Annotated in this window: 22 protein-coding genes and 1 pseudogene; 7 read left to right on the top strand and 16 right to left on the bottom strand. The window is 71.3% G+C overall.

The genetic code is table 11. From position 1 onward, the window contains the following. The first annotated feature begins 93 nt into the window (after positions 1 to 93). Together ACIRP7_RS05500 and ACIRP7_RS05495 are read left to right on the top strand one after the other, a co-directional pair. On the top strand, positions 94 to 609 hold the full coding sequence (locus ACIRP7_RS05500) for a hypothetical protein (protein ID WP_403654346.1): 516 nt from the start codon (positions 94 to 96) through the stop codon (positions 607 to 609). 151 nt (positions 610 to 760) lie between these two features. Further along, the gene (locus ACIRP7_RS05495; RefSeq protein ID WP_403654344.1) at positions 761 to 1,414 is read left to right on the top strand and encodes a zf-HC2 domain-containing protein; all 654 of its coding nucleotides are present in this window, start codon (positions 761 to 763) and stop codon (positions 1,412 to 1,414) included. A 10-nt stretch (positions 1,415 to 1,424) separates the two neighbouring features. Here ACIRP7_RS05495 and ACIRP7_RS05490 read toward each other — a convergent pair whose 3' ends face one another. From ACIRP7_RS05490 to ACIRP7_RS05480, 3 genes and pseudogenes are all read right to left on the bottom strand, one after another. Then, entirely contained in the window at positions 1,425 to 2,288 is an 864-nt protein-coding gene (locus ACIRP7_RS05490; RefSeq protein ID WP_403654342.1) for an Fpg/Nei family DNA glycosylase, read from the bottom strand. 36 nt (positions 2,289 to 2,324) lie between these two features. Then, complete coding sequence (locus ACIRP7_RS05485; protein ID WP_403654340.1) at positions 2,325 to 4,412, bottom strand: SpoIIE family protein phosphatase; 2,088 nt, start codon at positions 4,410 to 4,412, stop codon at positions 2,325 to 2,327. A 404-nt stretch (positions 4,413 to 4,816) separates the two neighbouring features. Then, a pseudogene (locus tag ACIRP7_RS05480) lies at positions 4,817 to 5,410 on the bottom strand (DUF6777 domain-containing protein); the annotation flags it as partial. 232 nt (positions 5,411 to 5,642) lie between these two features. Here ACIRP7_RS05480 and ACIRP7_RS05475 point away from each other — a divergent pair. Beyond that, complete coding sequence (locus ACIRP7_RS05475) at positions 5,643 to 7,073, top strand: lipase maturation factor family protein (RefSeq protein ID WP_403654338.1); 1,431 nt, start codon at positions 5,643 to 5,645, stop codon at positions 7,071 to 7,073. Here the strand turns inward: ACIRP7_RS05475 and ACIRP7_RS05470 are convergent. Genes ACIRP7_RS05470 through ACIRP7_RS05435 form a run of 8 tightly spaced genes read right to left on the bottom strand, consistent with a single transcriptional unit; the run spans position 7,061 to position 14,885 of the window. Next, entirely contained in the window at positions 7,061 to 7,897 is an 837-nt protein-coding gene (locus ACIRP7_RS05470; protein ID WP_403654336.1) for an amidohydrolase family protein, read from the bottom strand. The genes ACIRP7_RS05475 and ACIRP7_RS05470 overlap by 13 nt on opposite strands. Next, positions 7,894 to 8,208, bottom strand: coding sequence for an L-rhamnose mutarotase (locus ACIRP7_RS05465; protein ID WP_403654334.1), 315 nt, complete (start codon positions 8,206 to 8,208; stop codon positions 7,894 to 7,896). Before ACIRP7_RS05465 ends, ACIRP7_RS05470 begins: the two co-directional genes overlap by 4 nt. Continuing rightward, a complete protein-coding gene (locus ACIRP7_RS05460; RefSeq protein ID WP_403654332.1) occupies positions 8,205 to 9,173 on the bottom strand; it encodes an aldo/keto reductase in 969 nt (322 codons plus the stop codon). The genes ACIRP7_RS05465 and ACIRP7_RS05460 overlap by 4 nt, the downstream gene beginning before the upstream one ends. Beyond that, positions 9,170 to 9,925 (bottom strand): SDR family NAD(P)-dependent oxidoreductase, encoded by a 756-nt coding sequence (locus tag ACIRP7_RS05455; RefSeq protein ID WP_403654330.1) that lies wholly within the window; start codon positions 9,923 to 9,925, stop codon positions 9,170 to 9,172. Before ACIRP7_RS05455 ends, ACIRP7_RS05460 begins: the two co-directional genes overlap by 4 nt. After that, positions 9,922 to 11,271 (bottom strand): L-fuconate dehydratase, encoded by a 1,350-nt coding sequence (locus ACIRP7_RS05450; protein ID WP_403654328.1) that lies wholly within the window; start codon positions 11,269 to 11,271, stop codon positions 9,922 to 9,924. The genes ACIRP7_RS05455 and ACIRP7_RS05450 overlap by 4 nt, the downstream gene beginning before the upstream one ends. A gap of 35 nt (positions 11,272 to 11,306) precedes the next feature. Then, the gene (locus tag ACIRP7_RS05445; protein WP_352384452.1) at positions 11,307 to 12,332 is read right to left on the bottom strand and encodes an ABC transporter permease; all 1,026 of its coding nucleotides are present in this window, start codon (positions 12,330 to 12,332) and stop codon (positions 11,307 to 11,309) included. Next, the gene (locus ACIRP7_RS05440) at positions 12,325 to 13,818 is read right to left on the bottom strand and encodes a sugar ABC transporter ATP-binding protein (RefSeq protein WP_403654326.1); all 1,494 of its coding nucleotides are present in this window, start codon (positions 13,816 to 13,818) and stop codon (positions 12,325 to 12,327) included. The genes ACIRP7_RS05445 and ACIRP7_RS05440 overlap by 8 nt, the downstream gene beginning before the upstream one ends. After that, positions 13,815 to 14,885, bottom strand: a complete 1,071-nt coding sequence (locus ACIRP7_RS05435; protein WP_403654324.1) for a sugar ABC transporter substrate-binding protein — start codon at positions 14,883 to 14,885, stop codon at positions 13,815 to 13,817. Before ACIRP7_RS05435 ends, ACIRP7_RS05440 begins: the two co-directional genes overlap by 4 nt. A gap of 203 nt (positions 14,886 to 15,088) precedes the next feature. Between ACIRP7_RS05435 and ACIRP7_RS05430 the strand changes: the two genes are divergently transcribed. Beyond that, positions 15,089 to 15,790, top strand: coding sequence for a FadR/GntR family transcriptional regulator (locus ACIRP7_RS05430; protein WP_352384446.1), 702 nt, complete (start codon positions 15,089 to 15,091; stop codon positions 15,788 to 15,790). Positions 15,791 to 16,093: 303 nt separating this feature from the next. Beyond that, on the top strand, positions 16,094 to 16,927 hold the full coding sequence (locus ACIRP7_RS05425) for a PIG-L family deacetylase (RefSeq protein ID WP_403654321.1): 834 nt from the start codon (positions 16,094 to 16,096) through the stop codon (positions 16,925 to 16,927). A gap of 19 nt (positions 16,928 to 16,946) precedes the next feature. Here ACIRP7_RS05425 and ACIRP7_RS05420 read toward each other — a convergent pair whose 3' ends face one another. Continuing rightward, positions 16,947 to 17,324: a winged helix-turn-helix transcriptional regulator gene (locus ACIRP7_RS05420; RefSeq protein WP_403654319.1), complete on the bottom strand. Its 378-nt coding sequence runs from the start codon at positions 17,322 to 17,324 to the stop codon at positions 16,947 to 16,949. A gap of 149 nt (positions 17,325 to 17,473) precedes the next feature. Here ACIRP7_RS05420 and ACIRP7_RS05415 point away from each other — a divergent pair, with 149 nt between their 5' ends. Further along, positions 17,474 to 18,817 (top strand): amidase, encoded by a 1,344-nt coding sequence (locus ACIRP7_RS05415; protein ID WP_403654317.1) that lies wholly within the window; start codon positions 17,474 to 17,476, stop codon positions 18,815 to 18,817. Between the two features lie 20 nt (positions 18,818 to 18,837). On the opposite strand, the gene ACIRP7_RS05410 is transcribed toward ACIRP7_RS05415, so the two are convergent. Both ACIRP7_RS05410 and ACIRP7_RS05405 read right to left on the bottom strand, forming a co-directional pair. Further along, entirely contained in the window at positions 18,838 to 19,320 is a 483-nt protein-coding gene (locus ACIRP7_RS05410; protein ID WP_403654315.1) for a GNAT family N-acetyltransferase, read from the bottom strand. Between the two features lie 51 nt (positions 19,321 to 19,371). Then, on the bottom strand, positions 19,372 to 19,545 hold the full coding sequence (locus ACIRP7_RS05405) for a hypothetical protein (RefSeq protein WP_352384436.1): 174 nt from the start codon (positions 19,543 to 19,545) through the stop codon (positions 19,372 to 19,374). 383 nt (positions 19,546 to 19,928) lie between these two features. Between ACIRP7_RS05405 and ACIRP7_RS05400 the strand changes: the two genes are divergently transcribed. Then, complete coding sequence (locus ACIRP7_RS05400; protein ID WP_403654313.1) at positions 19,929 to 20,720, top strand: SDR family oxidoreductase; 792 nt, start codon at positions 19,929 to 19,931, stop codon at positions 20,718 to 20,720. A 22-nt stretch (positions 20,721 to 20,742) separates the two neighbouring features. Here the strand turns inward: ACIRP7_RS05400 and ACIRP7_RS05395 are convergent, their stop codons facing one another. Both ACIRP7_RS05395 and ACIRP7_RS05390 read right to left on the bottom strand, forming a co-directional pair. Beyond that, complete coding sequence (locus ACIRP7_RS05395; RefSeq protein WP_403654311.1) at positions 20,743 to 20,964, bottom strand: hypothetical protein; 222 nt, start codon at positions 20,962 to 20,964, stop codon at positions 20,743 to 20,745. A 74-nt stretch (positions 20,965 to 21,038) separates the two neighbouring features. Next, positions 21,039 to 22,559, bottom strand: coding sequence for an SDR family NAD(P)-dependent oxidoreductase (locus tag ACIRP7_RS05390; RefSeq protein ID WP_403654309.1), 1,521 nt, complete (start codon positions 22,557 to 22,559; stop codon positions 21,039 to 21,041). Positions 22,560 to 22,584 lie beyond the last annotated feature (25 nt).

Genomic DNA, 22,584 nt, shown 5'->3' with positions numbered 1-22,584 from the left:
ACCCCCGTTGAGTAATCGGGTGTCCCTATCCGTGTTCCGGACTGGGAGCCCGGGGTCGGGCGACGCGCACGCACCGGAGGAAGGCAGGAAGGGATGCTGCACAGAGGTCAACAGGGCACGGACGGCACCGGCGGGGGCGACCTCGTCGTCCCCATGGCCTGGTTGTACGCCGAGTACATCGCCGACGAGCTGCTGCGTTCCGGCGATCTGATGCCGCCGACGTCCTTCGAGTTCCGGGCCGGACGGGACGCGCTGGCGCTGACCGTCTTCCTCGCCGACACCGAGGGAGAGCTCTCCGGCATCCAGGTCGTCTCGCAGCTGGAGAACTGGCTGTCACTGACGGCGTACGACCAGCCGTGGCAGGACTGGGTGTGCGAGCGGATGGCCGCGCTGACCGCCGAGGCGGTCGCCACCGGCGAGCCCGCCGCGGACCTCGAACTCGCGGCCGCTGCCTGGCGCTGGTTGGAGGAGACGGAGCTGCTGGCGCCCGATCTGAACGCCGTGCCGGGCGGCGGTGCGGGGGTCGGTGAGGACGAGGGCCCGAAGGTGTGGACACCGGCCTGGCAGCTCGGTCTGCCGCTCGGCCACCTCGCCATCCACCTCTTCTAGATTCCTTCGGAATCGGACCAATCCGCGGGGCCGACCGCTCCGAATCCCTTGGTCACGATTCTGTGTAGGCCTTGAGTGATTCGGCGGGCTGGTGCGTACCGGTGGGAGCAAGGAGTAACCCCACCCACACTCAACGGCACGAGGTTTCCGCATGAGGTCCTTGGAGAGGCATCGCGACGTCGGCGCGTACGCGCTCGGCGTGCTGGACGAGGCGGAGGCCTTCCGCTTCGAGGACCACCTCATGGAGTGCCCCAAGTGCGCGGCACACGTGACCGAGTTCGGTCCTGTGACCCGTCAGATGATGCTGTACCGGCGGGCGACACCGCGGCCCGTGCACCCGATGGCCCAGCCCGGCCCCCAGCTCCTGGGCCGCCTGCTGGGCGAGGTCGCGACCCGGCACCGGGCACGCCGCAGGCGCCTGTTGTACGCGGTGGCCGCCTCGGTGGTCCTGACCGTGGGCGGTTCCAGCCTCGCGATGACGGCGGGCGGCGACGCGGCGCGGACCACGAGCATCGAGGCCACCGACGCCCGCTCCGGTGTGTGGGCCCAGGTCACCGCCGAGGACGAGGACTGGGGCACCCAGGTGGAGCTCAGGGTCAAGGACGAGTCCGGCCCCCGTGCCTGTCACCTCGTCGCGATCAGCCACGACGGCAAGGAGGAGACCGTCACCGGCTGGAACGCCACCGGGCACGCCACCAGCGACAACACGATGATGGGCAGCTCCACCTTCCACTCCGACCAGATCGACCACTACGAGGTCAGGACGTCGGCCGGGGACCATCTGGTGACGCTGGAGCCCGGCTGACGACGTCCGGTCACTTGAGCAGTCTCGACAGCCTCCGGTCCGCCAGTGGTCTGCCGCCCGTCTGGCAGGTGGGGCAGTACTGGAGGGAGGAGTCGCTGAAGGAGACCTCCCGGATGGTGTCGCCGCAGACCGGGCACGGATCGCCGGTGCGGCCGTGGACGCGCAGACCGGACTTCTTCTCCGACTTCAGGCGGCCCGCCGCCACCCCCCTCGATCGTTCCACCGCTTCGGTGAGGGTCGTGCGCAGGGCCCGGTAGAGGATTTCCGTCTCCTCGGGGGTCAGGGAGGCCGCCAGCTTGAACGGGGACATTCTCGCCGCGTGCAGGATCTCGTCGCTGTAGGCGTTGCCCACGCCGGCGAGGAGGGTCTGGTCGCGCAGGGCGCCCTTGAGCTGCCGGCGCTCGTCCTTCAGCAGGGCCGCGAAGCTCGCCCCGTCGAAGTCCTCGGCCAGCGGGTCCGGGCCCAGCCGGGCGATGCCGGGAACCTCCTGGGGATCGGCCACCACGTACACCGCGAGACGCTTCTGTGTACCCGCCTCCGTGAGGTCGAAGCCCGCGCCGGTCTCCAACGCCACCCTCAGGGCGAGGGGACCCTTGCCCGGACGGGGCGGGCCGTCGGGCAGGCGGTCCTTCCAGTGCAGCCAGCCCGCGCGGGCCAGGTGGGTGACGAAGTGCGGGCCGCCGTCCGTCTCCAGGTCGAGGAACTTGCCGTGGCGGTGCACGGCGATCACCTCGCGGCCCTCGACGGCGCTGAGCGGAGGGTCGTACGTCTTCAGGACGCTGATGGCCACCGGCAGCACGCGCACCATCTCGTGGCCGACCAGGTTCTCGGTCAGGAAGTCCTTGAGCGCTTCCACCTCGGGGAGTTCCGGCATAGGTCCAGAGTGCCACCGGGGGCCGCCGTGGTCAGGTCAGGGCCGCTCCGGTACGACGAACTCGCACCACACGCACTTGCCGCCGCCGCGCGCCTCCACGCCCCAGACGTCGCTCAGCAGGTCGACCAGGAGCAGGCCGCGGCCCGAGACCCCCGACTCGCCCGCCTCCCGGCGGCGCGGCAGGGCGCTGGAGGAGTCCTCGACCTCGACGCGCATCCGCCGGTCGGAGCCGGTCAGGACCCGCAGGGTGACGATCGCGGCGCCCTCGGTGTGCATCAGGGCGTTGGTGATCAGTTCGTCGGCGACCAGTTCGATCTCGTCGGAGCGCTCCCGCGCGCCCCAGGTGCCGACCGCGGTCCGGATCATGTGCCGGGCCTGGGTGAGGGCCTCGGGGTCCCCGGGTGCCACGTGCTGCCGCAGGCGGCTGCCGGACTGCGGGGCGTCCTGGTCGCGGCGGCGCAGCAGGAGCAGGGCCACGTCGTCGTCGCCGGCGCGTTCCTCGGCCACGTCGATGAGCCGGTCGGCGAGTTCCCAGACGTCGGCGGGACCCATGGCGATGAGGCGCGTGAGGGTCCGCATGCCGTCGTCGAGGTCGGCACCGGGCTCCTCGACCAGGCCGTCGGTGCACAGCAGCAGAGTGCCCCCGGGATCGAGTTCGAGGGTGGCGACGGGATAGTCGAGCTGCCCGAACTCCGCGGACAGCCCGAGCGGCAGCCCCCCGTCGACGGTCACCCGGCGGCAGCTGCCGTCGGCGCGGCGGACCAGCGGGTCGATGTGGCCCGCGCGCACGACCTGGACGACCCCGGTGGCCAGGTCGGCCTCGGCGTACAGGCAGGTCGCGAAGCGGTCGGTGTCGAGCTCGTGGAGGAAGACGGAGGCGCGGGCCATCACCGTGGCCGGGGTGTGGCCCTCGGCGGCGTAGGCCCTCAGCACGATCCGCAGCTGGCCCATGACGGCGGCCGCGTGGGTGTCGTGGCCCTGGACGTCGCCGATGACGGCGCCGACGCGGCCACCGGGCAGCGGGATCAGGTCGTACCAGTCGCCGCCGATGTCCCGCCCGAGAGCCCCCTCGGCGCTGGCGGCCCGGTAGCGGACGGCGACGTCGGCACCGGGGACGCTCGGAATGGTCCGCGGCAGCATGGCCTGCTGGAGGCCGGTGGCGAGGTCCTTCTCCTGCTCGTAGAGCATGGCCCGCTGAAGGCTCTGGGCGATGCTGCTGCCGAGGGCGATGAGGACGTTGCGGTCCTCGGGGGTGAAGCCGTACCGGTCGCTGTAGAGCAGGCCCATGGCGCCGATCGGGCGGGCCTCGGCGATCAGCGGGAGATAGGCGGCGGAGGTGATGTTGAGGCCGGTGATGTGCGGCCACAGGATCGGGTAGCGGTCCGCGAACTCCTCCGGCGACTCGATGAACCGGGGGCTGAGCGTGCGCACGGCCTCGCTCATCGGGTACGGCTCATCGATCCGGGTGACGTCGGTGCCGGGTACGAAGCTGCCCGCGGGGCCCTCGGCGATCAGCCGGATGCGGCCGGCCTCGACCAGGCCCATGACCAGGCTGGTGGCGCCGAGGTGGGTGAGCCCGTGGGTGTCCTTGAGAACGTCGATGACGTCCTGGACGGTCCGGGCGTGGGCGAGGGCGGCCGTGGTGAGCTGGACGACGTTGGTCTGCCGGCGCTGGGCCTCGTCCTGGGCGGCCTGCTCCCGGCGGACCTCCAGCTCGCCCATCTCCTGGGTGGCGTCACGGACGATCCCGACGATCCGGCGCGGGCGGCCCGACTCGTCGCGCCGGATGTAGCCCTGGGTGTGGGTCCAGCGCAGGGTGCCGTCACGGCAGCGGATGCGGAAGTAGGTGCCGTAGTTCTCGCTGCCGTCCTTGATCGCCTGTGCGACCAGGGCATCGAGCCGGTGGGCCTCGGCCGTGGGCACCCGGACGGCGAGGTTCACGGGGTTGTCGTCGTACTCGTCGGGGCGCAGGTCGAAGACTTCGTGGGCCTGTGCGTCCATGTGGAACAGACCGGTGTCCAGGTCCCAGTCGAAGCTGCCCATGCGGTTGAGCGCCAGGATCGGATCCGGGTGGGCGGGCCAGTCGTCCGGGAGTGACAGGGCGCTCGCTCCCCGATCAACCATGGGCCCACCTTGCCAGGATTTGTCCGATTCTTCGACCGGGAGTCGGGGACCCGGGGTGGGACATCGGGATCGTCGGGGATCAGCCCGCCGCCGTCCGGCAGGTCGGGGGCGTCCGGGACTGTCTCGGGGCCGATATCGGCCTCGGGGTCCCCGGGGACGGTCGTAGAGGTGCGCTCCGGCGGGACCACGGGCGTCCCGGGCCGCGTCGTGGACGGCGGGACGGGCGGCGGACTGGGCGGCGGGGTGGCGGTGGCGGCGGGCGGGACGGGGATCGTCGGGGTCGCGCGGTCCGGTGCGGGCCTCCTCACCGGGTCGTCGCCCGGGGTCGCCGTAGGAGTCAGCGGTTCCCGTGCCGGCGCGGTGACGGCGTGATCGCGCCGGCAGTCGTGGTCGATCCGGCGTTCGATCCAGGAGTGGTCGACGAGGTCGATGATCGTGAGGTGGGTGAGGAGCTGCTCGCTGGGGGTCACCTCGACCACCTGCTCGGGCCGGTATCCGGGCCACGCCCGCCCGCCCGCGACCGCGCCGCCCCGCATCGCCACGGAAGGCGTCAGGGGGTTGCCGCCGGCGCAGCGGACGCGCGGGACGCCCCGCTGGTCGACGAGGACGGCGGTGCCCGCCTGGAGGATGGACGGGAAGCCGCTCACCCGGCCGCCGCGGTAGCCGTGGTCGGTGACCCGGGTGTCGGCGCGCAGGACGACCGGGGCGAGCCCGCGCAGGTAGTCCGGGACCGAGGCCGGGGGGACGCCCGCGACCCGCGCGAAGGCGCTCGTCCTGGACCGGTCGGCGGTCAGGTCGTCGATCTGCCGTCCGACGTCGCAGCTGCCGACGCGCTCGGTGCCGCCGTAGAGGCCCGGCAGGTCGCCGGGGACGGCCCTCGGGGCGGTCGCGTCCCGCTGGGGCGTTCGGGTGAAGGGCGGTGGCGTGGTCGCCGAGGAGCGGGTGAAGGGGTTCGGCCCCTGGGCCGCCGCCGGCTGCGGCAGGAGTGCGCCGCTCACCCCGGCGGTGTTCCCGCCCCCGTCGCCGCCGCATCCGGCGACGAGAAGCGCCGTCGCGAGCGCACAGGCCGACACGAGCGTTCGAGTGGGTGTCCGCACCACGCTCTCCTGTCCATCCCGAGCGGTTCGTCACTATTGTCTTCTTCGTTCACTCGGGTTACGCAAGCGCAGGGGAGGTACACGGAGCGTCACACAAGGTTCGGCCGGACAATGGAGGCAGGAGAGCACGGCCGTGGACTGGTTCACCGCACCCGAGTACTGGCTGAGCCGGCTGGTCTTCCAGCGGGCTCTGGCCGGGCTGTACTTCGTCGCGTTCCTGGCGGCGGCCCTGCAGTTCCGGGCGCTGCTCGGGGAGCGCGGAATGCTGCCGGTCCCGCGTTTCGTGGCGCGGGTGCCCTTCCGACGGGCGCCGAGCCTGTTCCAACTCCACTACTCCGACCGGTTCTTCGCCTTCTGCGCGTGGACGGGCTGCGCGGTGGCGGTCGCGCTGGCCGCGGGCCTCGACTCCCGGCTGCCGCTGTGGGGCGGGATGCTGCTGTGGCTGGTGCCGTGGCTGCTGTATCTGTCGATCGTCAACGTCGGCCAGACCTGGTACGGCTTCGGCTGGGAGTCCCTGCTGCTGGAGGTCGGCTTCCTCGCGGTGTTCCTCGGCAACGACGAAGTGGCCCCGCCTGTCGTCGTGCTGTTCCTGCTGCGCTGGGTCCTGTTCCGGGTCGAGTTCGGCGCGGGGCTCATCAAGATGCGCGGCGACGACTGCTGGCGCAAGCTCACGTGCCTCGACCACCACCACGAGACACAGCCGATGCCCGGTCCGCTGAGCTGGTTCTTCCACCATCTGCCGAGGCCGGTGCACCGGATGGAGGTGGCCGCGAACCACGTCACGCAACTCGCCGTACCGTTCCTCCTGTTCACCCCGCAGCCGATCGCCACGGCGGCTGCGTCCCTGATGATCGTGACCCAGCTGTGGCTGGTGCTCTCGGGCAACTTCGCCTGGCTGAACTGGATCACGATCGTGCTGGCGGTGCCGGCGCTGGAACTCCCGGGCGACGCACCCGACCTGCCCGCCACCCCCCTCTGGTACGAGGCGGTGGTCCTCGCCGTCGCCGCGCTCCTGCTCACCCTGAGCTACCACCCGGTCCGCAACATGATCTCCCGAAGCCAGATCATGAACCGTTCCTTCGACCCGCTCCATCTCGTCAACACCTACGGCGCGTTCGGCAGCGTCAGCCGGGTCCGCCACGAGGTGGTGGTCGAGGGCACCGCCGAGGACGTACCGCGCAGGGACTCCGAGTGGAGGGAGTACGAGTTCAAGGGCAAGCCGGGCGATCCGCGGCGCTGGCCACGCCAGTTCGCGCCCTACCATCTGCGGCTGGACTGGATGATGTGGTTCGCCGCGCTGTCCCCGGCGTACGCGGGGGCGTGGTTCGGCACGATGGTCGAACGGCTTCTGGAGAACGACCCCGCCACGCTGGGACTGCTGCGCCGCTCCCCGTTCCCGGCCGACTCGCCGCCCCGCTACGTCCGCGCCCGCCTCTTCCGGTACCGCTACACGACGTGGCGGGAGCTGCGGGAGACGGGGGCCTGCTGGGAGCGGACGTATGTACGGGAGTTCCTGCCGCCCACCCGGCTGGCGCGGCCGGCCCGGCAGAGTCAGAGGCCGTAGGTCCGGGTGGCCGTACCGCCGAAGACCTCGGCGCGTTCCGATGGGCCCAGGCCGGCGGTGAGGTCCCGTGCCGCGGACACCACCTCGCCGTAGGTCGCGGCGAGCGTGCACACCGGCCAGTCCGAGCCGAACATCAGGCGGTGCGGGCCGAAGGCGTCCAGGACCGTGTCGGCGTAGGGGCGCAGGTCGTGGAGGGTCCAGGCTGCGAGGTCCGCCTCGGTGACCATGCCGGAGAGTTTGCAGACGGTGTTGGGCAGCGCGGCGAGGGCACGGACATGGGTCGCCCAGGGTTCCAGGGCGCCGGAGGCGATGGGGGGCTTGCCCAGGTGGTCCAGGACGAAGGTGAGGTGGGGCAGCGACTCGGCGGCCTTGACGCAGGCGGGCAGTTGGTGCGGGAGGACCACCAGGTCGTAGACCAGGCCGGCGTCCGCCACGGCGGCCAGGCCCCGGCGTACGTCCGGCCGCAGCAGCCACTCGGGATCGGGCTCGCCCTGGACCTGGTGGCGGATGCCCTTGAGGTGGGTTCCGCCGGGGAGTTGCCGCAGCCGGGCCAGCTCGTCGGCGACGTCGGGACGGGTCAGGTCGGTCCAGCCGACGACGCCGGCGATCAGCTCGTGGCCGGCCGCGAGGGCGAGGAACTCCGGAGTCTCCTCGGGCACGGTGACCGTCTGGACGAGGACCGTGCGGGCGACTGACGCCGCTGCGGCCTCGGGTGCCAGGTCCGCCATCGTGAAGTTCCGTCGCAGCGGGCTGTCCGGGGTGATCCAGTCCTGCTCCCGCACCGACAGGTCCCACACGTGGTGGTGCGCGTCCACGACCGTCACGGCAGCTCCCACACGACGGGCAGACCGGCGTCGGCGCCCTCGTCGGAGTAGTCGTGCACGACGTCGAGGAGTTCGGCCATGCGGGCCTGCCAGGCGATGTTGACCGGCAGTTTCTCCAGTTCGGCGATCATCGCCGGGTAGTCCTCGACCTCCAGGAGGTGGAACAGATCGGTGCCGCTGCGCCAGATCGTCCACTGGCTCACGCCCGCGGCGCGGATGGCAGCGGTCAGTTCCTCCGGGACCTCGCGGTGGGCCGCCTCGTACTCCTCGACGCGGTCCGCGCGGACCTTGGTGTGCAGGGCGACTCTCATGACGGCTCCTCGGTGGTCAGGAGACCGGTGTCGCGCAGTTCCTGCCAGAAGTCAGGGGGCACCGGGATCGCGAACTGGTCGGCGGCGTCCTGGACCTCGGCCGCCGAGCGGGCGCCCACCAGGACACTCGCGACGGCGGGGTGGGCCGCGCAGAAGGCGAGCGCGGCGGCCCGCAGGCTGATGCCGTGCCGCTCGGCGACCTCCCGCATGCGCAGGGCGCGCTCCAGCAGGTCCCCGGGGGCCTGCGCGTAGTTGTACGTCGCTCCCGGTCTCGGATCGGCCAGCAGTCCGGAGTTGAAGGCACCGCCGATCACCACGGAGACGCCCCGCTCGACGGCGGCGGGCAGCAGTTCGGTGAGTGCGCTCTGGTCGAGCAGGGTGTAGCGGCCGGCGCAGAGCACCACGTCGACGTCGGTCTCGCGCACGAAGCGGGTCAACATCCCTGCCTGGTTCATGCCGGCGCCGATCGCCCCGACGACACCCTCGGAGCGGAGCTTCTCCAGGGCGGGATAGCCCTCGCGGAAGGCTTCGTCGGCGTGGTCGTCGGGGTCGTGGAGGTAGACGACGTCCACGCGGTCGAGGCCGAGCCGTTCGAGGCTCGCCTCAAGAGTGCGTCGTACGCCGTCGGCGCTGAAGTCCCAGACCCGGCGGTGGGTGGCGGGGACCGCGAAGCCGTCGGCGAGGTCGTCGCCGCCGTCCGTCGACGGCTCCAGGCGGCGGCCGACCTTCGTGGAGACCGTGTACTCCGAGCGTGGAAAGGCGCTCAGGGCCTCCCCCAGCCGGCGTTCCGACAGTCCGAGACCGTAGTGCGGGGCGGTGTCGAAGTAGCGGATGCCGCTCTGCCAGGCGGCGGCGACCGCCTCGTGCGCCTGCTCGTCGCTCACCTCGGTGAAGAGGTTGCCGATGACGGCGGCGCCGAAGCCGAGCCCGCTGACCCGGACGCCGCTGCTGCCGAAGGTGGTCACTGTCCCACCGGCCGCAGGCGCAGGCCCTGCATACCGCCGTCGACGGCGAGGGAGGTGCCGGTGGTGGCGCCGGAGAGCGGACTCGCCAGGTAGGCGATGGCGCCCGCGACCTCGTCCGCCGAGACCAGGCGTCCGGTGGGCTGGCGGGCCTCCAGGGCGGCCCGCTCGGCGGCCGGGTCGGGGGCCTTGGCGAGGAGTCGGCCGATCCACGGGGTGTCCGCGGTGCCGGGGTTGACGCAGTTGACGCGGATGCCCTCGCGGACGTGGTCGGCGGCCATGGCGAGGGTCAGTGAGTACACGGCCCCCTTGGTCGCGCTGTACAGGGCCCGTTGCGGCAGGCCCGCGGTGGCCGCGATGGAGCAGGTGTTCACGATCGCGGCGTGTGCGGACTCGCGCAGGTGGGGCAGCGCGGCGCGGGTCACCCGGACCATGCCGACGACGTTGACGTCCAGGACGCGGTGCCATTCCTCGTCGTCGTTGTCCGCGACGGTGCCCTGGGCGCCGATGCCCGCGTTGTTGACCACGACGTCGAGTCCGCCGAGCTCGGCCACAGCGGCGGCCACGGCCTCGCGGACCGAGGCGTCGTCGGTGACGTCGGCGCGGTAGGCCAGCAGCGGCTTCTCGACCGAGGAGGGGTCCAGATCGAGGACGGCGACCTGAGCGCCGCGTACGACGAGGAGTTCTGCGGCGGCCCGGCCGATGCCGGAGGCGCCGCCGGTCACCAGGGCCTTCAGACCCTCGAAGTCACTCATGCCGCCTGCCCCTTCTTCTGTGTGTCGTCGGCGAGGTCTTCTGCCCAGAACCCGCCGTCGGGGAACGTGTACCGCGCGATGGACTCCGGGCGCATGGCGGCCGAGAAGCCCGGCGCGACGGGTGCCGTGTAGTGGCCTTCCCGGATCACCACGGGATCGAGGAAGTGGTCGTGCAGATGATCGACGTACTCGATGACCCGGTTCTCGGTGGTGCCGGTGACGGCCACGTAGTCGAACATCGAGAGGTGCTGGACGAGTTCGCACAGGCCGACCCCGCCCGCGTGCGGGCAGACCGGCACGCCGAACTTGGCCGCGAGCAGCAGGATGGCGAGGTTCTCGTTGACACCGCCGACACGAGCCGCGTCGATCTGCACGACGTCCAGGGCACCGGCCTGGAGGAGCTGCTTGAAGACGACCCTGTTCTGGACGTGCTCACCGGTGGCCACCTTCACCGGGGCGACCGCCTTGCGGATGGCGGCGTGGCCGAGGATGTCGTCGGGGCTGGTGGGCTCCTCGATCCAGTACGGGTCGAACTCCGCGAGCGCCCCTGTCCAGCGGATCGCCTCGTCGACGTCCCAGCGCTGGTTGGCGTCGATCGCCATGCGGATGCCGGGGCCGACGACCTGGCGGGCGACGCGGCAGCGCCGTATGTCGTCCTCCAGGTCCGCGCCGACCTTGAGCTTGATCTGCCGGAAGCCGTCGGCGACGGCCTGGGCGGCGAGCCGGGTGAGCTTCTCGTCGTCGTAGCCGAGCCAGCCGGCGGAGGTGGTGTACGCCGGGTAGCCGGTCGCGAGGAGCTGTGCCGCGCGCTCGGTGGCACCCTCCCGTCCACGGCGCAGGATCTCCAGGGCCTCCTGCGGGGTGAGCGCGTCCGTGAGGTAACGGAAGTCGACCTGGCTGACCAGCCACTCGGGCTCGGCGTCGGCCAGCAGCCGCCACAGCGGCTTCTGAGCGCGTTTGGCGGCCAGGTCCCACACCGCGTTGACGACCGCGCCGATCGCCATGTGCATCACGCCCTTCTCGGGTCCGAGCCAGCGCAACTGGCTGTCGCCGATCAGGTCGCGGTTCAGCGTCCCCGGGTCCGCGCACAGGTCGTCGACGGACCGTCCGACCACATGCCCGCGCAGCGCCTCGATCGCGGCGACCTGGACCTCGTTGCCCCGCCCGATGGTGAAGGTGAATCCGTGCCCCTCGTGCCCGTCGGCCGCGTCCGTGCGCAGCACGACATAGGCCGCCGAGTAGTCGGGGTCCGGGTTCATCGCGTCGGAGCCGTCGAGCTCGCGCGAGGTGGGGAAGCGGATGTCGTAGGTGTCAACCGCGGTGATGCGGGCGGGGGACGAGGACACGGAAGGCCTTTCGGTAGGTGACGGACGGGTTGGGCTCAGTCCTGGGCGCGCCCCGTCGTCACACGGGCGATCATGAGGGCGACCAGGATGATTCCGCCGTAGATGGCCTGGATCCAGAAGGACGGCACCTGGGCGAGCGTGAGCAGGTTCTGTACGACACCCAGCAGGAGTACGCCGGTCAGGGCGCCGAACATGGTGCCCTTGCCGCCGTCGAGGCTGATGCCGCCGATCACCGCGGCCGCGAACACCGTGAAGATCATGTTCTGGCCCTGGTTGGCGCTGATCGCGCCGACGTAGCCGGTCTGCATGATGCCGCCGACGGAGGCGAGGACGCCCGCCACGACGAACACGCCGAGCATCACCCGTTCGACGCGGATGCCGGCGGCGCGGGCCGCGTCGGCGTTGCCGCCGATGGCGTACAGGGAGCGGCCGATGCGGTGGTACTTCAGGACGAAGCCGGTGACGGCGAAGGCGACCGCGGCGAGCCACACCGACATCGGGATGTTCAGGAAGGTCGTCGTGGCCAGGGAGTAGAAGCTGTCCGGCATGCCGAAGAGGGTCTTGCCCTTGGTGGCGCCGACGAGCAGTCCGCGCAGCACGATCAGCATCGCGAGCGTCACGATGAACGCGTTGAGCTTGAACTTCACGACCAGGATGCCGTTGAAGGCGCCGACCAACGCGCCCACCACGAGGACCGCCAACAGGGCGAGCGCGGCCGGAAGTTCGGTACCCCAGCCGGACTGGGCTGCGGGCAGGACAAGGAGGGCTCCGACGGCGGGCGCGATGCCGACGACCGACTCCAGGGAGAGGTCGAACTTGCCGGTGATCAGCACGAGCGACTCGGCCAGCACCACCATCGCCAGGGCCGCCGAGGCACCGAGGATGGAGATCAGGTTGCGCTCGGTGAGGAACGAGTCGTTGACGAACGCGCCGAGCACCATGAGCAGCAACAGCGCGGGGACAAGGGCGAGTTCGCGGGCGCGGCGCAGCAGGACCGTCCGGGCCGCCCGCACCTCGGGCACCCGCACCTGCTTCACCGGCGGAGCCTTGGTGTCAGCCATGGTGGTCCACTCCTTCGATGGAGGCGATCAGCTCGTGGTCGCGCCAGCCGGCCGGGTGCTCGGCGACCACGCGGCCGTGGAAGAGGACGAGGACGCGGTCGCAGCGGCGCAGGTCGTCGAGTTCGTCGGAGACGACCAGGACCGCGGTGCCGTCCTCGCGGGCGGTGTCCACGCGGGAGAGCAGGGACTCCTTGGACTTCACGTCGACGCCCGCGGTGGGGTTGATCAGGACGAGCAGGCGGGGGTCGGAGGCGAGGGCGCGGGCCATGACGACCTTCTGCGCGTTGCCGCCGGAGAGGTCCGAGACGGGCTGCTCGGGGCCCTCGGTGTGGATGTCGAGGCGGTCGATCAGCTCGGTGGCGAAGCCGCGCTTGCGGTCGGTGCCGACGAAGCCGTAGCGGCCGAGTCGGTCCAGGACGCTGAGGGTCGCGTTGTCGCCGATGGTCATGCCGAGGACCAGGCCCTGGGCGTGCCGGTCGCGCGGGACGAAGCCGACGCCCGCCTTCAGGCTCGCCTGTACGTCGCCGAACGGCAGTGGCCTGCCGTCCAGTCGGGCCGTTCCGCCGGTCGGGGTGTGCAGTCCCGTGAACGACTCGGCGAGCTCGACCTTGCCGCTGCCGCTGATACCGGCGAGTCCGACGACCTCACCACGGCGCACGGTGAGGTCGACGTCCTCGTAGGCGTCGGAGGTGAGGCCCCGGGCGTCGAGGAGGACGGGCGCGGTCTCCTCGACCTCCCTGAGCTGTACGGCCTGTTCGGCGACGGTCTCGCCGGCCATGGCCTCGATCAGGGCGGCCCGGGGCATGTCGGCGACCGGGGCCGTGGTGATCCAGCGGGCGTCCCTGAGGACTGTCACCGTCTGGCACACCTCGTACACCTCCTGGAGGTGGTGCGAGATGAACAGGAAGGTGACACCGGAGTCCTGGAGCGCCCGCATCCGGCCGAAGAGCCGCTCGATCTCCCGTTTGTCGAGCTGTGCGGTCGGCTCGTCGAGGACGATGAAGCGGGCGCCGAAGCTCAACGCCCGTGCGATCTCCACCATTTGGCGGTCCTCGACCTTGAGGTCGGCGGTGCGCGCCTCCGGGTCGACGCCGACGTCCCAGGTGTCGAGGAGTTCGGCGGCCTCCTTCTTCAGACTGCGCCAGCTGATGAACCCGCGACGCAGCGGCTGCCGGTTGATGAAGAGGTTCTCGGCGACCGTCAGCTCGGGTACGACGGTGGGCTTCTGGTAGACGCAGGCGACCTTGCTCCGCCAGGCGTCCCGGTCGGTGAGCGGGGGTGCGGGCTCACCGTCGAAGCGGACGGTGCCCTCGTCGGGGGCCTGGAGGCCGGTGAGGATCGTGACGAGGGTGGACTTGCCCGCCCCGTTGCGCCCGACGAGGGCGTGGGACTCGCCGGGCAGCACGGTGAGGCGGCCGTCCGCGAGGGCGGTCGTGGGGCCGTACCGCTTGACGACCCCCTCGGCTTCAACCAGTGGGGTGCTCATTTGACCGTGTTGCCCCACAGCTTGGGGTCGTCGACGTTGTCCTTGGTGACCAGGGGCGCGGGCAGCTGGTCCTCCAGGATGCCGCTGGACAGCTTGACGATCGTGGAGTCGTGGTCGGTCGGCCCGGGCTTGAAGGTCTTCCCCTCCATGGCCGCCTTGATGTAGTACATGCCGTACTTGGCGTACAGGTCGGCGGGCTGGGAGACGGTGGCGTCGATCTCGCCCTTGCGGATGGCGTCGTACTCCTGCGGTATGCCGTCGTTGGAGACGATCCTGATGTGGCCCGCCTGCCCGGCCTTCTTCAGCATCCCCTTGGACTTGAGGGTCTGCAACGTCGGCGCGAGGTAGACGCCACCGGCCTGCATGTAGATGCCCTTGATGTCGGGGTTGGCGTTCAGGAGGGTGCCCAGCTGCGAGGCTGCCGCGTCGGACTCCCACTTGGCGGGGATCTCCAGCACCTTGAGCTTGGGGAAGTTCTTCTTCACACAGGACCGGAAGGCCTCGGAGCGGTCGCGGCCGTTGACCGAGGCCAGGTCGCCCATGATCTGCACGACCTTGCCGGAGGGGATCTGCTCCCCGAGGTACTGGCAGGCCTTCTCGCCGTACGACACGTTGTTGGCCCGTACCACCATGGCGACCTTGCCCTTGTCGGGGGCCACGTCGACGGCGACGACCGGGACGCCCTTGCGTTCGGCCTGGTCGAGGCCGGCCTCGATGGCGGCGCTGTCCAGCGGGGCGACGACCAGGCCCTTGACGCCCTGGTTGAGCTCGTTGTTGATGTCGGTGATCTGCTGGGAGGGATCGCTGTTGGAGTTGACCGTCTTCAGCGTGTCCACCCCCTCGGACTTGGCCATCTTGGGCACGTAGTCGTTGTACGACTGCCAGAACGGCGAGGTCAGCAGCGGCAGGATCACGCCCACCTTGCCGGTCCCGTCGCCTCCCTCGGTGCCGGCGCTGCCGGTGTCCTTGGTGCTGCCGCACGCGGCGAGCACCAGCGAGGCGCTCGCGGCCGCGGCCACCGCACCGATCCGAATTCTGTTCCGCTTCCCCACTGTCCTGCCGGGCATCTGGCGGCTCCTCATTGAGCGTGGTTCGCATGATCGAGCACGAGCGTGTTCGAGCAGTTGACGGCATACTTATCAGACCACTCGCCCTTGGCAATACCCTTCGGCGGCACATTTTCCCGACTTCCGGCCATAGTGGTCCGACCACCTCGACGGTTAGACTGCGGCGCACCCGGTGACCGGCACCCGGTGAGTGGAGGAACGGCGTGGACGAGACAGCCCCGCAGAAGGGCACCGTGACGCAGCGCGCCATCGAGCAGATCAAGGCGATGATCGGCGGGGGCCGACTGGAGCCGGGCCAGCGGCTGCCGACCGAGCGCGATCTCGCGGTGCAGCTGGGCATCTCCCGCAGTTCGATGCGGGAGGCGATCCGCGCGCTGACGGTCCTCGGGGTACTGGAGGCTCGGCACGGCTCGGGCATCTACGTCACCCAGCTGGAGGCCGGCGACCTGCTGGAGACCTTCGGCGTGGTCGCCGACCTGTCCCGGGGCCCGCAGCTGGTGGAGCTCCTGGAGGTGCGCCGCATACTGGAGTCGACGGCGACCGCGCTGGCCGCCGCCCGCATCACACCCGATCAGCTGGCCGAGGTGGAGAAACACCTCACGGCCATGAACGCCACCGACGACCCGGAGGAGATCCTCGCCCACGACCTGGCCTTCCACCGCGAGATCGCGGTGGCCGCCGGCAACGACACCATGGCGGCGATCCTGGAGGGCCTGTCCTCGCGCACCTTCCGGGCCAGGGTGTGGCGCGGCTACCAGGAGGAGGGCGCCTTCGAGCGCACGCGGCGCGAGCACGCGGCGATCCACCGCGCCCTGGTCGCCCACGACCCGGAGGCGGCCCGCGCGGCGGCGGCCGCCCATGTGGGCGAGGTGGAGGAGTGGCTGCGGGCGCAGCTCGGGGCGTGACCGAGGTGTGGCCGCGGGCACGGGTGGTCCGATGAGTGGGTGACCGGCGTGTCCGGGGCGTCAGGGCCGGGAAGCACGCGGCCGACTGTCCGGCCGTCGGCGTTCCGCGACGAAAACCGAGCGGCCGCGCCGGGAACAGCGGGTCCGTCCGACGCGGTTGCACCCACCGAGGGACCGGCACCGCACGGACGGGGAGCAGGGAGACCACGAGGTCGTCCGCTTCCCGCCGGCATCCGGGCCCCGGATCGCGGTGCTTCCGCCGCGCTCCTGGATCAAGACGTACGTCCGCAGGAGGACTTCTTCATGACTGACCGGCCCTTGACGCTGATGGCGGTACACGCCCACCCCGACGACGAGGCCACCGGAACCGGAGGGGTCCTCGCGAGGTACGCTGCGGAAGGCATCCGCACGGTGCTCGTGACCTGTACCGACGGCGGCTGCGGTGACGGACCCGGGGGCGTCAAGCCGGGGGATCCCGGGCACGACCCCGCGGCGGTCGCCTCGATGCGCCGCCAGGAGCTCGAGGCCAGCTGCGAGGTTCTGAAGATCAGCGATCTGGAGATGCTGGACTACGCCGACTCCGGAATGGCGGGCTGGCCGAGCAACGACGCGCCCGGATCCTTCTGGCAGACCCCCGTGCAGGAAGGTGCGGCCCGGCTCGCGGAACTCATGCGGCACTACCGGCCCGATGTGGTCGTCACCTACGACGAGAACGGCTTCTACGGTCACCCCGACCACATCCAGGCCCACCGCATCACGATGGCCGCGCTGGAGATGACCGCGCTGACGCCGAAGGTGTACTGGACCACGATGCCCCGCTCGATGATGCAGCGGTTCGGGGAGATCATGCGCGAGTTCCAGGAGGACATGCCGGAGCCCGACCCCGCCGAGGCCGCCGCGCTGGCCGAGATCGGCCTGCCCGACGACGAGATCACCACGTGGGTGGACACCACCGCGTTCAGCGGCCAGAAGTTCGACGCGCTGGCCGCGCACGCCAGTCAGGGCGAGAACATCTTCTTCCTCAGGATGGGCAAGGAGAGGTTCGGCGAGTTGATGGGCATCGAGACGTTCGTCCGTGTCCAGGACGCCACCGGCGCGGCCCTGCCCGAGAAGGATCTCTTCGCCGGCCTGCGCTGATGCGCGTGCCGGGCGCCCGTCACTCGTCGAAGCGGCGGCGCGCGGCCTCGATGTGACCGAGGTACTGGTGGGTCCAGCCGCACATGCCGTCGACCGTGGCGCGCAGGGCCTGGCCCGGCTCGGTGAGGGTGTACTCCACGCGTGGCGGCACCGTGGGGTACACCTTCCGCTCGACCAGGCCGTAGCGCTCCAGCATGCGCAGGTTCTGGGTGAGCATCTTGTGGCTGACACCCTCGACCTCGTGGCGCAGCTCGCTGAAGCGCCGGGTGCGCTCTCCGAGCGCCTCGATGATCAGGAACGCCCACTTGTTGGCGACGTCCGAGAAGATCTCCCGCGCCAGCGAGTCGGCGCGCCTCAGGTCCGCGTCTTCGGGCGAGCCCGTGAACTGCTTGGCCATCCGTCCACTCTCCTACGGTTTCCGAGTCACCACAAGAGAGCACGTGCGGGAGGACCCGTCCGCATGTCCAGACGCGGACACTCTCGACGTGACGTCCCTCTCCGGGCAGAGTTCTCCCTACGTACTCGCGAGTAGCCCGAGGAGCGCACGTGACCAGCTGGGTCGGCCGTACCGCCGCCGAGATCGCCGCCGCCGTCCGTGAGAAGCGGGCCACGCCCCGGGAGGTGGTGGCCGAGCACCTCGCCCGGATCGAGAAGCTCGACGGGCGGATCGGGGCGTTCCGGGTGGTGCGCGCCGAAGCGGCACTGGCGGAGGCGGACGAGGTGGGCTCCCGGGGCGATCTCGGTGAACTGCCCCTGGCCGGTGTGCCCGTGGCCGTCAAGGACAACCTCGCCGTGCGCGGCGAGACCAACCGCGTCGGCACCGCCGCGACCCCGGACACGGCCGCCGGGGCCGATCACGAGGTCGTGGCCCGTCTGCGGGCCGCGGGCGCGGTGGTCGTCGGGCTGACGAACGTTCCGGAGCTGTGTGTCTTCGGTACCACCGAGGGCGTCCACGGCACCTCCCGCAACCCCTGGGACACCTCGCGCACGGCAGGCGGCTCGTCCGGTGGCAGCGCCGCCGCGGTCGCCGCCGGCCTGGTCCCGATCGCCCTCGGCAACGACGGCATGGGCTCCCTGCGCATCCCCGCGGCCAACTGCGGGCTCGTCACACTGAAGCCGGGCTCGGGGGTGGTGCCGGCCGGCATCAGCGACGGCGACTGGTTCGGCATGTCCGAGAACGGCCCCCTCGCGACCACGGTCGAGGACGCCCGCCTGCTGCTTTCGGTCATCGCCGGCACCGAGTTCGTACGACGGGACGCTCCTGCCACGCTCGACGTCGCCGTGTCCCTGCGCAGCCCGCTCGCCGGAGTCACCATCAGCGCGCCGTACGCGAACGCGGTCCGCGAGGCGGCCGGACTGCTGATCAAGGCGGGTCATCAGGTGCGGCGCGCCGACCCGCCGTACCCGCTGTCGTTGGGCCTGACCTCGCTGGCCACCTGGACGGCGGGCACCTCGGTGGACGCGCAGGGGCTGGACCCGCGGCTGCTGGCCCGGCGCACCCGGGTGCACGCGGCGATCGGCCGGCGCTTCGTCAAGTCCGTGCGGGCGGGCAGGGCCCGGCAGGAGCTGCGCGAGCGCCTGGAGCCGTTCTTCGCCGAGCACGACGTGCTGGTACTTCCGGCGCTGGCCCGCCGCTCCCCCAAGGCCGAGGCCTGGCACGAGCGGGGCTGGCTGCGCAATGTCCTCGCCAACACCGCCTACTCGCCGCTGACCCCGCCGTGGAACCTCACCGGCTGGCCGGCCATGTCGGTCCCGCTCGGCACCCTGCCCTCGGGCGCCCCCACCGCCGTCCAACTGGTGGCCCGGCCCGGGTCGGAGACGGTGCTGCTGGAGGTCGCGGAGGAACTGGAGCGGCGGCAGCCGTGGCGGCGGACGGCGCCGCTCGACTGAACACCCGGACCGGAGGCGGGCTAGAGGGCCTTGTACATGATGTGCAGGCCCACCGGTCCGTGCCGGGGGTGGTCGAAGGCGTCCGGCACGGTGCCGAGGACGGTGAAGCCGAGCGAGGTCCACAGCTTCACGGCCGGGTTGGTCTCCACGACGGCGTTGAACACCATGCCCCGGTATCCGTCGGCCGCGGCGGTGGCCAGGACGTGCTCGGCGAGGGCGCGGCCGTAACCGCGGCCGCCCTGACCGGGGTCGACCATGAAGCCGGCGTTGGCGATCCGGGCGGCGGGGCCACCGTAGTTGGGGGTGACGTAGGCCGAGGCGACGACGGTGCCGGTCTCGTCCTCGACGACGTGGACGCGCTTGGCGGGGTGCATCCACAGGGCGCGCGCGGCTTCCTCGGAGGTGTCGGGGTCCCAGGCGTAGGTCTCGCCCGCGGCCACGATCCGGTGCCAGAACGGCCAGATCCGTGGCCAGTCCTCGGCCACGGCTTCTCTGATCAGCATGGGCGTGAGTCTCGCACGCCCATGCCGTCGGCGATCGCGAAGGTCCTGCGGTCAGTCCACGCTGGGCAGGATGTGGGGCTCGGCGAGGTCGTCCTCGTAACCCGCGAGACGGATGGGGGCCGAGCGCGCCCACACGTCGAGGCTGCCGATGTCCCCGGGCCTGCGGCCCGCACGCTCCGGTCGATCCTTGGGGCGTTGCTCGCGATTCGTCTTCTCCGGTGTCACCGCGCACTCCTTATGTGTCGGGCTCACCCTCGGGACGTACCTGTTCAACCTACGGTCCGTGCCTGGGCGTCCGCTCGGGTCTGGGTCGAGATCGGGTCGGACGCGGTGGCGCCGGCAACTCAGTGAGAGTAGGCCGTGGTGACCGGCTTGTCCCGGGACGGACTGTGGGTGTGGGTGGGACCCCGTACTGCCGTCCGTCCGCTACAGACTAACCAGATGAGCGGGGGCGCGCTCGATCGGGGATGAAAACAAGGTGTAACCATTGCAATTCCCTGCGTTGTTCCCGCCACTTTCTGGGCCGTTTGCCCCTCAGCGCCCTTTTCTGAAGTCACCCGATCGGCCTACGTCTGTTTCCTGACGGTCCGTCATGAGACGGTACGGCGATGACGTCGTCGTACGGACTGCACGGCAGGGCCGCCCTGGTGACCGGCGGGACCCGTGGCATCGGGCACGAGGTGGCGCGGCAACTGGCCGAGGCCGGGGCACTGGTGTGTGTCACGGCCAGGGACCGGGAGGACGTCCGGCGGGCCGCCGCCGGGCTCGGCGGCATCGGGCTCGCGGGCAGCGTCGCCGACCCGGCCCACCTGCGCGCCCTCGTGGACCTCGCGTTGCGCGAGTTCGGCCGGATCGACATCGTGGTCAACAACGCGGCGACGAACCAGCCGTACGGCCCTCTCATGGAGGTGGATCCCCAGGCGTGGCGTGAGGCCTTCGCCGTCAATGTCGAGGCACCGCTGCGGCTGGTGCAGGCGGTGTGGCGGGGATGGATGCGGGAGCACGGCGGTGCGGTGGTCAACATCTGCACGGAGGGCGCCGGGCACGTGGGCCCGAACGTCGGCGCGTACGGCACCGGCAAGGCGGCGCTGCTTCACCTCACCCAGCAGCTGGCGGGCGAGCTCGCGCCGAAGGTACGGGTCAACTCCGTCTCGCCCGGTCTCGTCCGCACGGAGATGGCCCGGTTCGTGTGGGAGCAGGGACCCGTCGAGCTGCCGTTGGGCCGGATCGGCGAGCCCGAGGACATCGCGCGGGCCGTGGTGTGGCTCGCGTCCGACGCGGCCGCGTGGATCACCGGGGCGGATCTGCTGGTGGACGGGGGCACGCGGGTGCGGGCGGCGCACGCCGGGGCGTACGCCGTCCACGACCGACTTCGCTCGTTCACGCCGCCCCAGCCGTGACGGCACCTCGTCACGGAAACGCTCACGGAAACGCGAGGAACCAGACGATGACCACCAGGGCGATGAAGACGATCAGGACCACCGTGGCCAGCCTGCCCCGTTGCGTGGTGCCGCCACCGCGGGGCCTGTCCTCGGGCAGAGTGGCGTCGTGGGGGCGGTCGCTCGCGTAGAACTCCTCGTCGGTGGGATACACGTTGCGCGGATCACTGTGCGCGCGTGGATCGATACCGTGCTCGTCGCTCATGGAAACCTCCCGTGCGCTGTCCCACGGCAGCCGGGTTCCCCGGGGCGGACCAGGCCACACGCACGGTCGGCGGCTCACCACTTGCCAGGCGCGTAGTCCTTCAGAAAGACCCCGTACACGTCCTCGCCGGCCTCGCCGCGCACGATCGGGTCGTAGACGCGGGCCGCGCCGTCGACCAGGTCGAGGGGCGCGTGGAAGCCTTCCTCGGCGAGGCGGAGCTTGTCGAAGTGGGGGCGCTCGTCGGTGATCCAGCCGGTGTCGACCGAGGTCATGAGGATGCCGTCGGTCTGGAACATCTCCTGGGCGCTGGTCCGCGTGACCATGTTCATGGCGGCCTTGGCGGCGTTGGTGTTGGGGTGGCCCGCGCCCTTGTAACCGCGGCCGAAGACGCCCTCCATCGCCGAGACGTTCACGACGTAGGAGCGCCCGCTGCCCGCCTTCCTCGCGGCGTCGGCCATGGCCGGGCGCAGCGCGCTGATCAGGATGAACGGTGCCGTGTAGTTGCACAGCTGGGTTTCGAGGAGCTCCACCGGGGAGATCTGCTCGATGGTCTGGACCCAGGTGTTGCTGCCGACGACGTCGGGGACCAGACCACCCGCGTCGATGGCGGTGCCGTCGAGGTGCCGGGCCACGCTGGCGTTGCCCGCGACCAGGGCGAGGTCGGCGACCTGCTGGGCGTCGAGGCCGGAGATCCCGGCGGGCAGGGAGGCGAGACCGTCGACCGCGCCGGAACCGAAGGCGCCGATGACGTGGTGGGCGGGGAGTTCACCGGCGGGCAGCGGGGCGCTCTCGCCGTCGACCAGGGCGGCGTAGGCGGAGGGCAGCCGCCGTACGGTCTGGGTGGCGTTGTTGACGAGGATGTCGAGGGGGCCCGCCTCGGCGACCTGCTCGGCGAGGGCCACGGCCTGGGCCGGGTCGCGCAGGTCGATGCCGACGACCTCCAGGCGGTGGATCCAGTCCGCGGAGTCGTCCATGGCCTTGAAGCGGCGGATGGCGTCCTTGGGGAATCGGGTGGTGATGGTGGTGTGCGCGCCGTCGCGCAGCAGCCGGAGCGCGATGTACATGCCGATCTTGGCACGGCCGCCGGTGAGCAGGGCGCGCTTGCCGGTGAGGTCGGCGCGGACGTCGCGCTTGGCGCGGTTCAGGGCGGCGCAGTCCGGACAGAGCTGGTGGTAGAAGTAGTCGACCTCGACGTACCGGGTCTTGCAGGTGTAGCAGGAGCGCGGGCGCTGGAGTATCCCCGCGACCCGGCCCTCCTCGGTCACCGACCGCGGCAGGATGCCCTCGGTCTCGTCGTCGATGCGCTGGGCGGAGCCGGTCGCCGTGGCCTCCGTGACCGCCTTGTCGTGGGCGGTCTTGGCGGCCCGGCGCTCCTGCCGGCGGCGCTGCTTCACGGTGCGGTAGACCGCGGCGGTGGCCCGGCGCACGGCGATCGCGTCGGGGTGGTCGACCTCCAGCTTGTCGAGCTCCTCGAGCACGCCGAGACAGACGGCCAGCCGCTCAGGGTCGATGCCGGGGCCGTATACGACCTCGTCACCGGGCTCGCGCACGACCTCGTCCATGGTCGTCGCCGAACCGTCCTCTGTCACCGTCATCGCGCTGCCGCTTTCCTGATCACCC

This window comes from Streptomyces sp. NPDC102270 (assembly GCF_044766405.1).
Taxonomy (GTDB): domain Bacteria; phylum Actinomycetota; class Actinomycetes; order Streptomycetales; family Streptomycetaceae; genus Streptomyces.
This window is presented reverse-complemented; position numbering and strand designations above follow the sequence as displayed.

What these genes read in the sequence shown, in the direction of transcription:
- ACIRP7_RS05490 (WP_403654342.1), bottom strand. Translation starts at nt 2,288, where the DNA reads ATGCCGGAACTCCCCGAGGTGGAAGCGCTCAAGGACTTCCTGACCGAG.
- ACIRP7_RS05455 (WP_403654330.1), bottom strand. Translation starts at nt 9,925, where the DNA reads ATGAGTGACTTCGAGGGTCTGAAGGCCCTGGTGACCGGCGGCGCCTCC.
- ACIRP7_RS05445 (WP_352384452.1), bottom strand. Translation starts at nt 12,332, where the DNA reads ATGGCTGACACCAAGGCTCCGCCGGTGAAGCAGGTGCGGGTGCCCGAG.
- ACIRP7_RS05435 (WP_403654324.1), bottom strand. Translation starts at nt 14,885, where the DNA reads ATGCCCGGCAGGACAGTGGGGAAGCGGAACAGAATTCGGATCGGTGCG.
- ACIRP7_RS05410 (WP_403654315.1), bottom strand. Translation starts at nt 19,320, where the DNA reads ATGCTGATCAGAGAAGCCGTGGCCGAGGACTGGCCACGGATCTGGCCG.
- ACIRP7_RS05420 (WP_403654319.1), bottom strand. Translation starts at nt 17,324, where the DNA reads ATGGCCAAGCAGTTCACGGGCTCGCCCGAAGACGCGGACCTGAGGCGC.
- ACIRP7_RS05465 (WP_403654334.1), bottom strand. Translation starts at nt 8,208, where the DNA reads ATGAGAGTCGCCCTGCACACCAAGGTCCGCGCGGACCGCGTCGAGGAG.
- ACIRP7_RS05485 (WP_403654340.1), bottom strand. Translation starts at nt 4,412, where the DNA reads ATGGTTGATCGGGGAGCGAGCGCCCTGTCACTCCCGGACGACTGGCCC.
- ACIRP7_RS05440 (WP_403654326.1), bottom strand. Translation starts at nt 13,818, where the DNA reads ATGAGCACCCCACTGGTTGAAGCCGAGGGGGTCGTCAAGCGGTACGGC.
- ACIRP7_RS05400 (WP_403654313.1), top strand. Translation starts at nt 19,929, where the DNA reads ATGACGTCGTCGTACGGACTGCACGGCAGGGCCGCCCTGGTGACCGGC.
- ACIRP7_RS05495 (WP_403654344.1), top strand. Translation starts at nt 761, where the DNA reads ATGAGGTCCTTGGAGAGGCATCGCGACGTCGGCGCGTACGCGCTCGGC.
- ACIRP7_RS05500 (WP_403654346.1), top strand. Translation starts at nt 94, where the DNA reads ATGCTGCACAGAGGTCAACAGGGCACGGACGGCACCGGCGGGGGCGAC.
- ACIRP7_RS05425 (WP_403654321.1), top strand. Translation starts at nt 16,094, where the DNA reads ATGACTGACCGGCCCTTGACGCTGATGGCGGTACACGCCCACCCCGAC.
- ACIRP7_RS05395 (WP_403654311.1), bottom strand. Translation starts at nt 20,964, where the DNA reads ATGAGCGACGAGCACGGTATCGATCCACGCGCGCACAGTGATCCGCGC.
- ACIRP7_RS05390 (WP_403654309.1), bottom strand. Translation starts at nt 22,559, where the DNA reads ATGACGGTGACAGAGGACGGTTCGGCGACGACCATGGACGAGGTCGTG.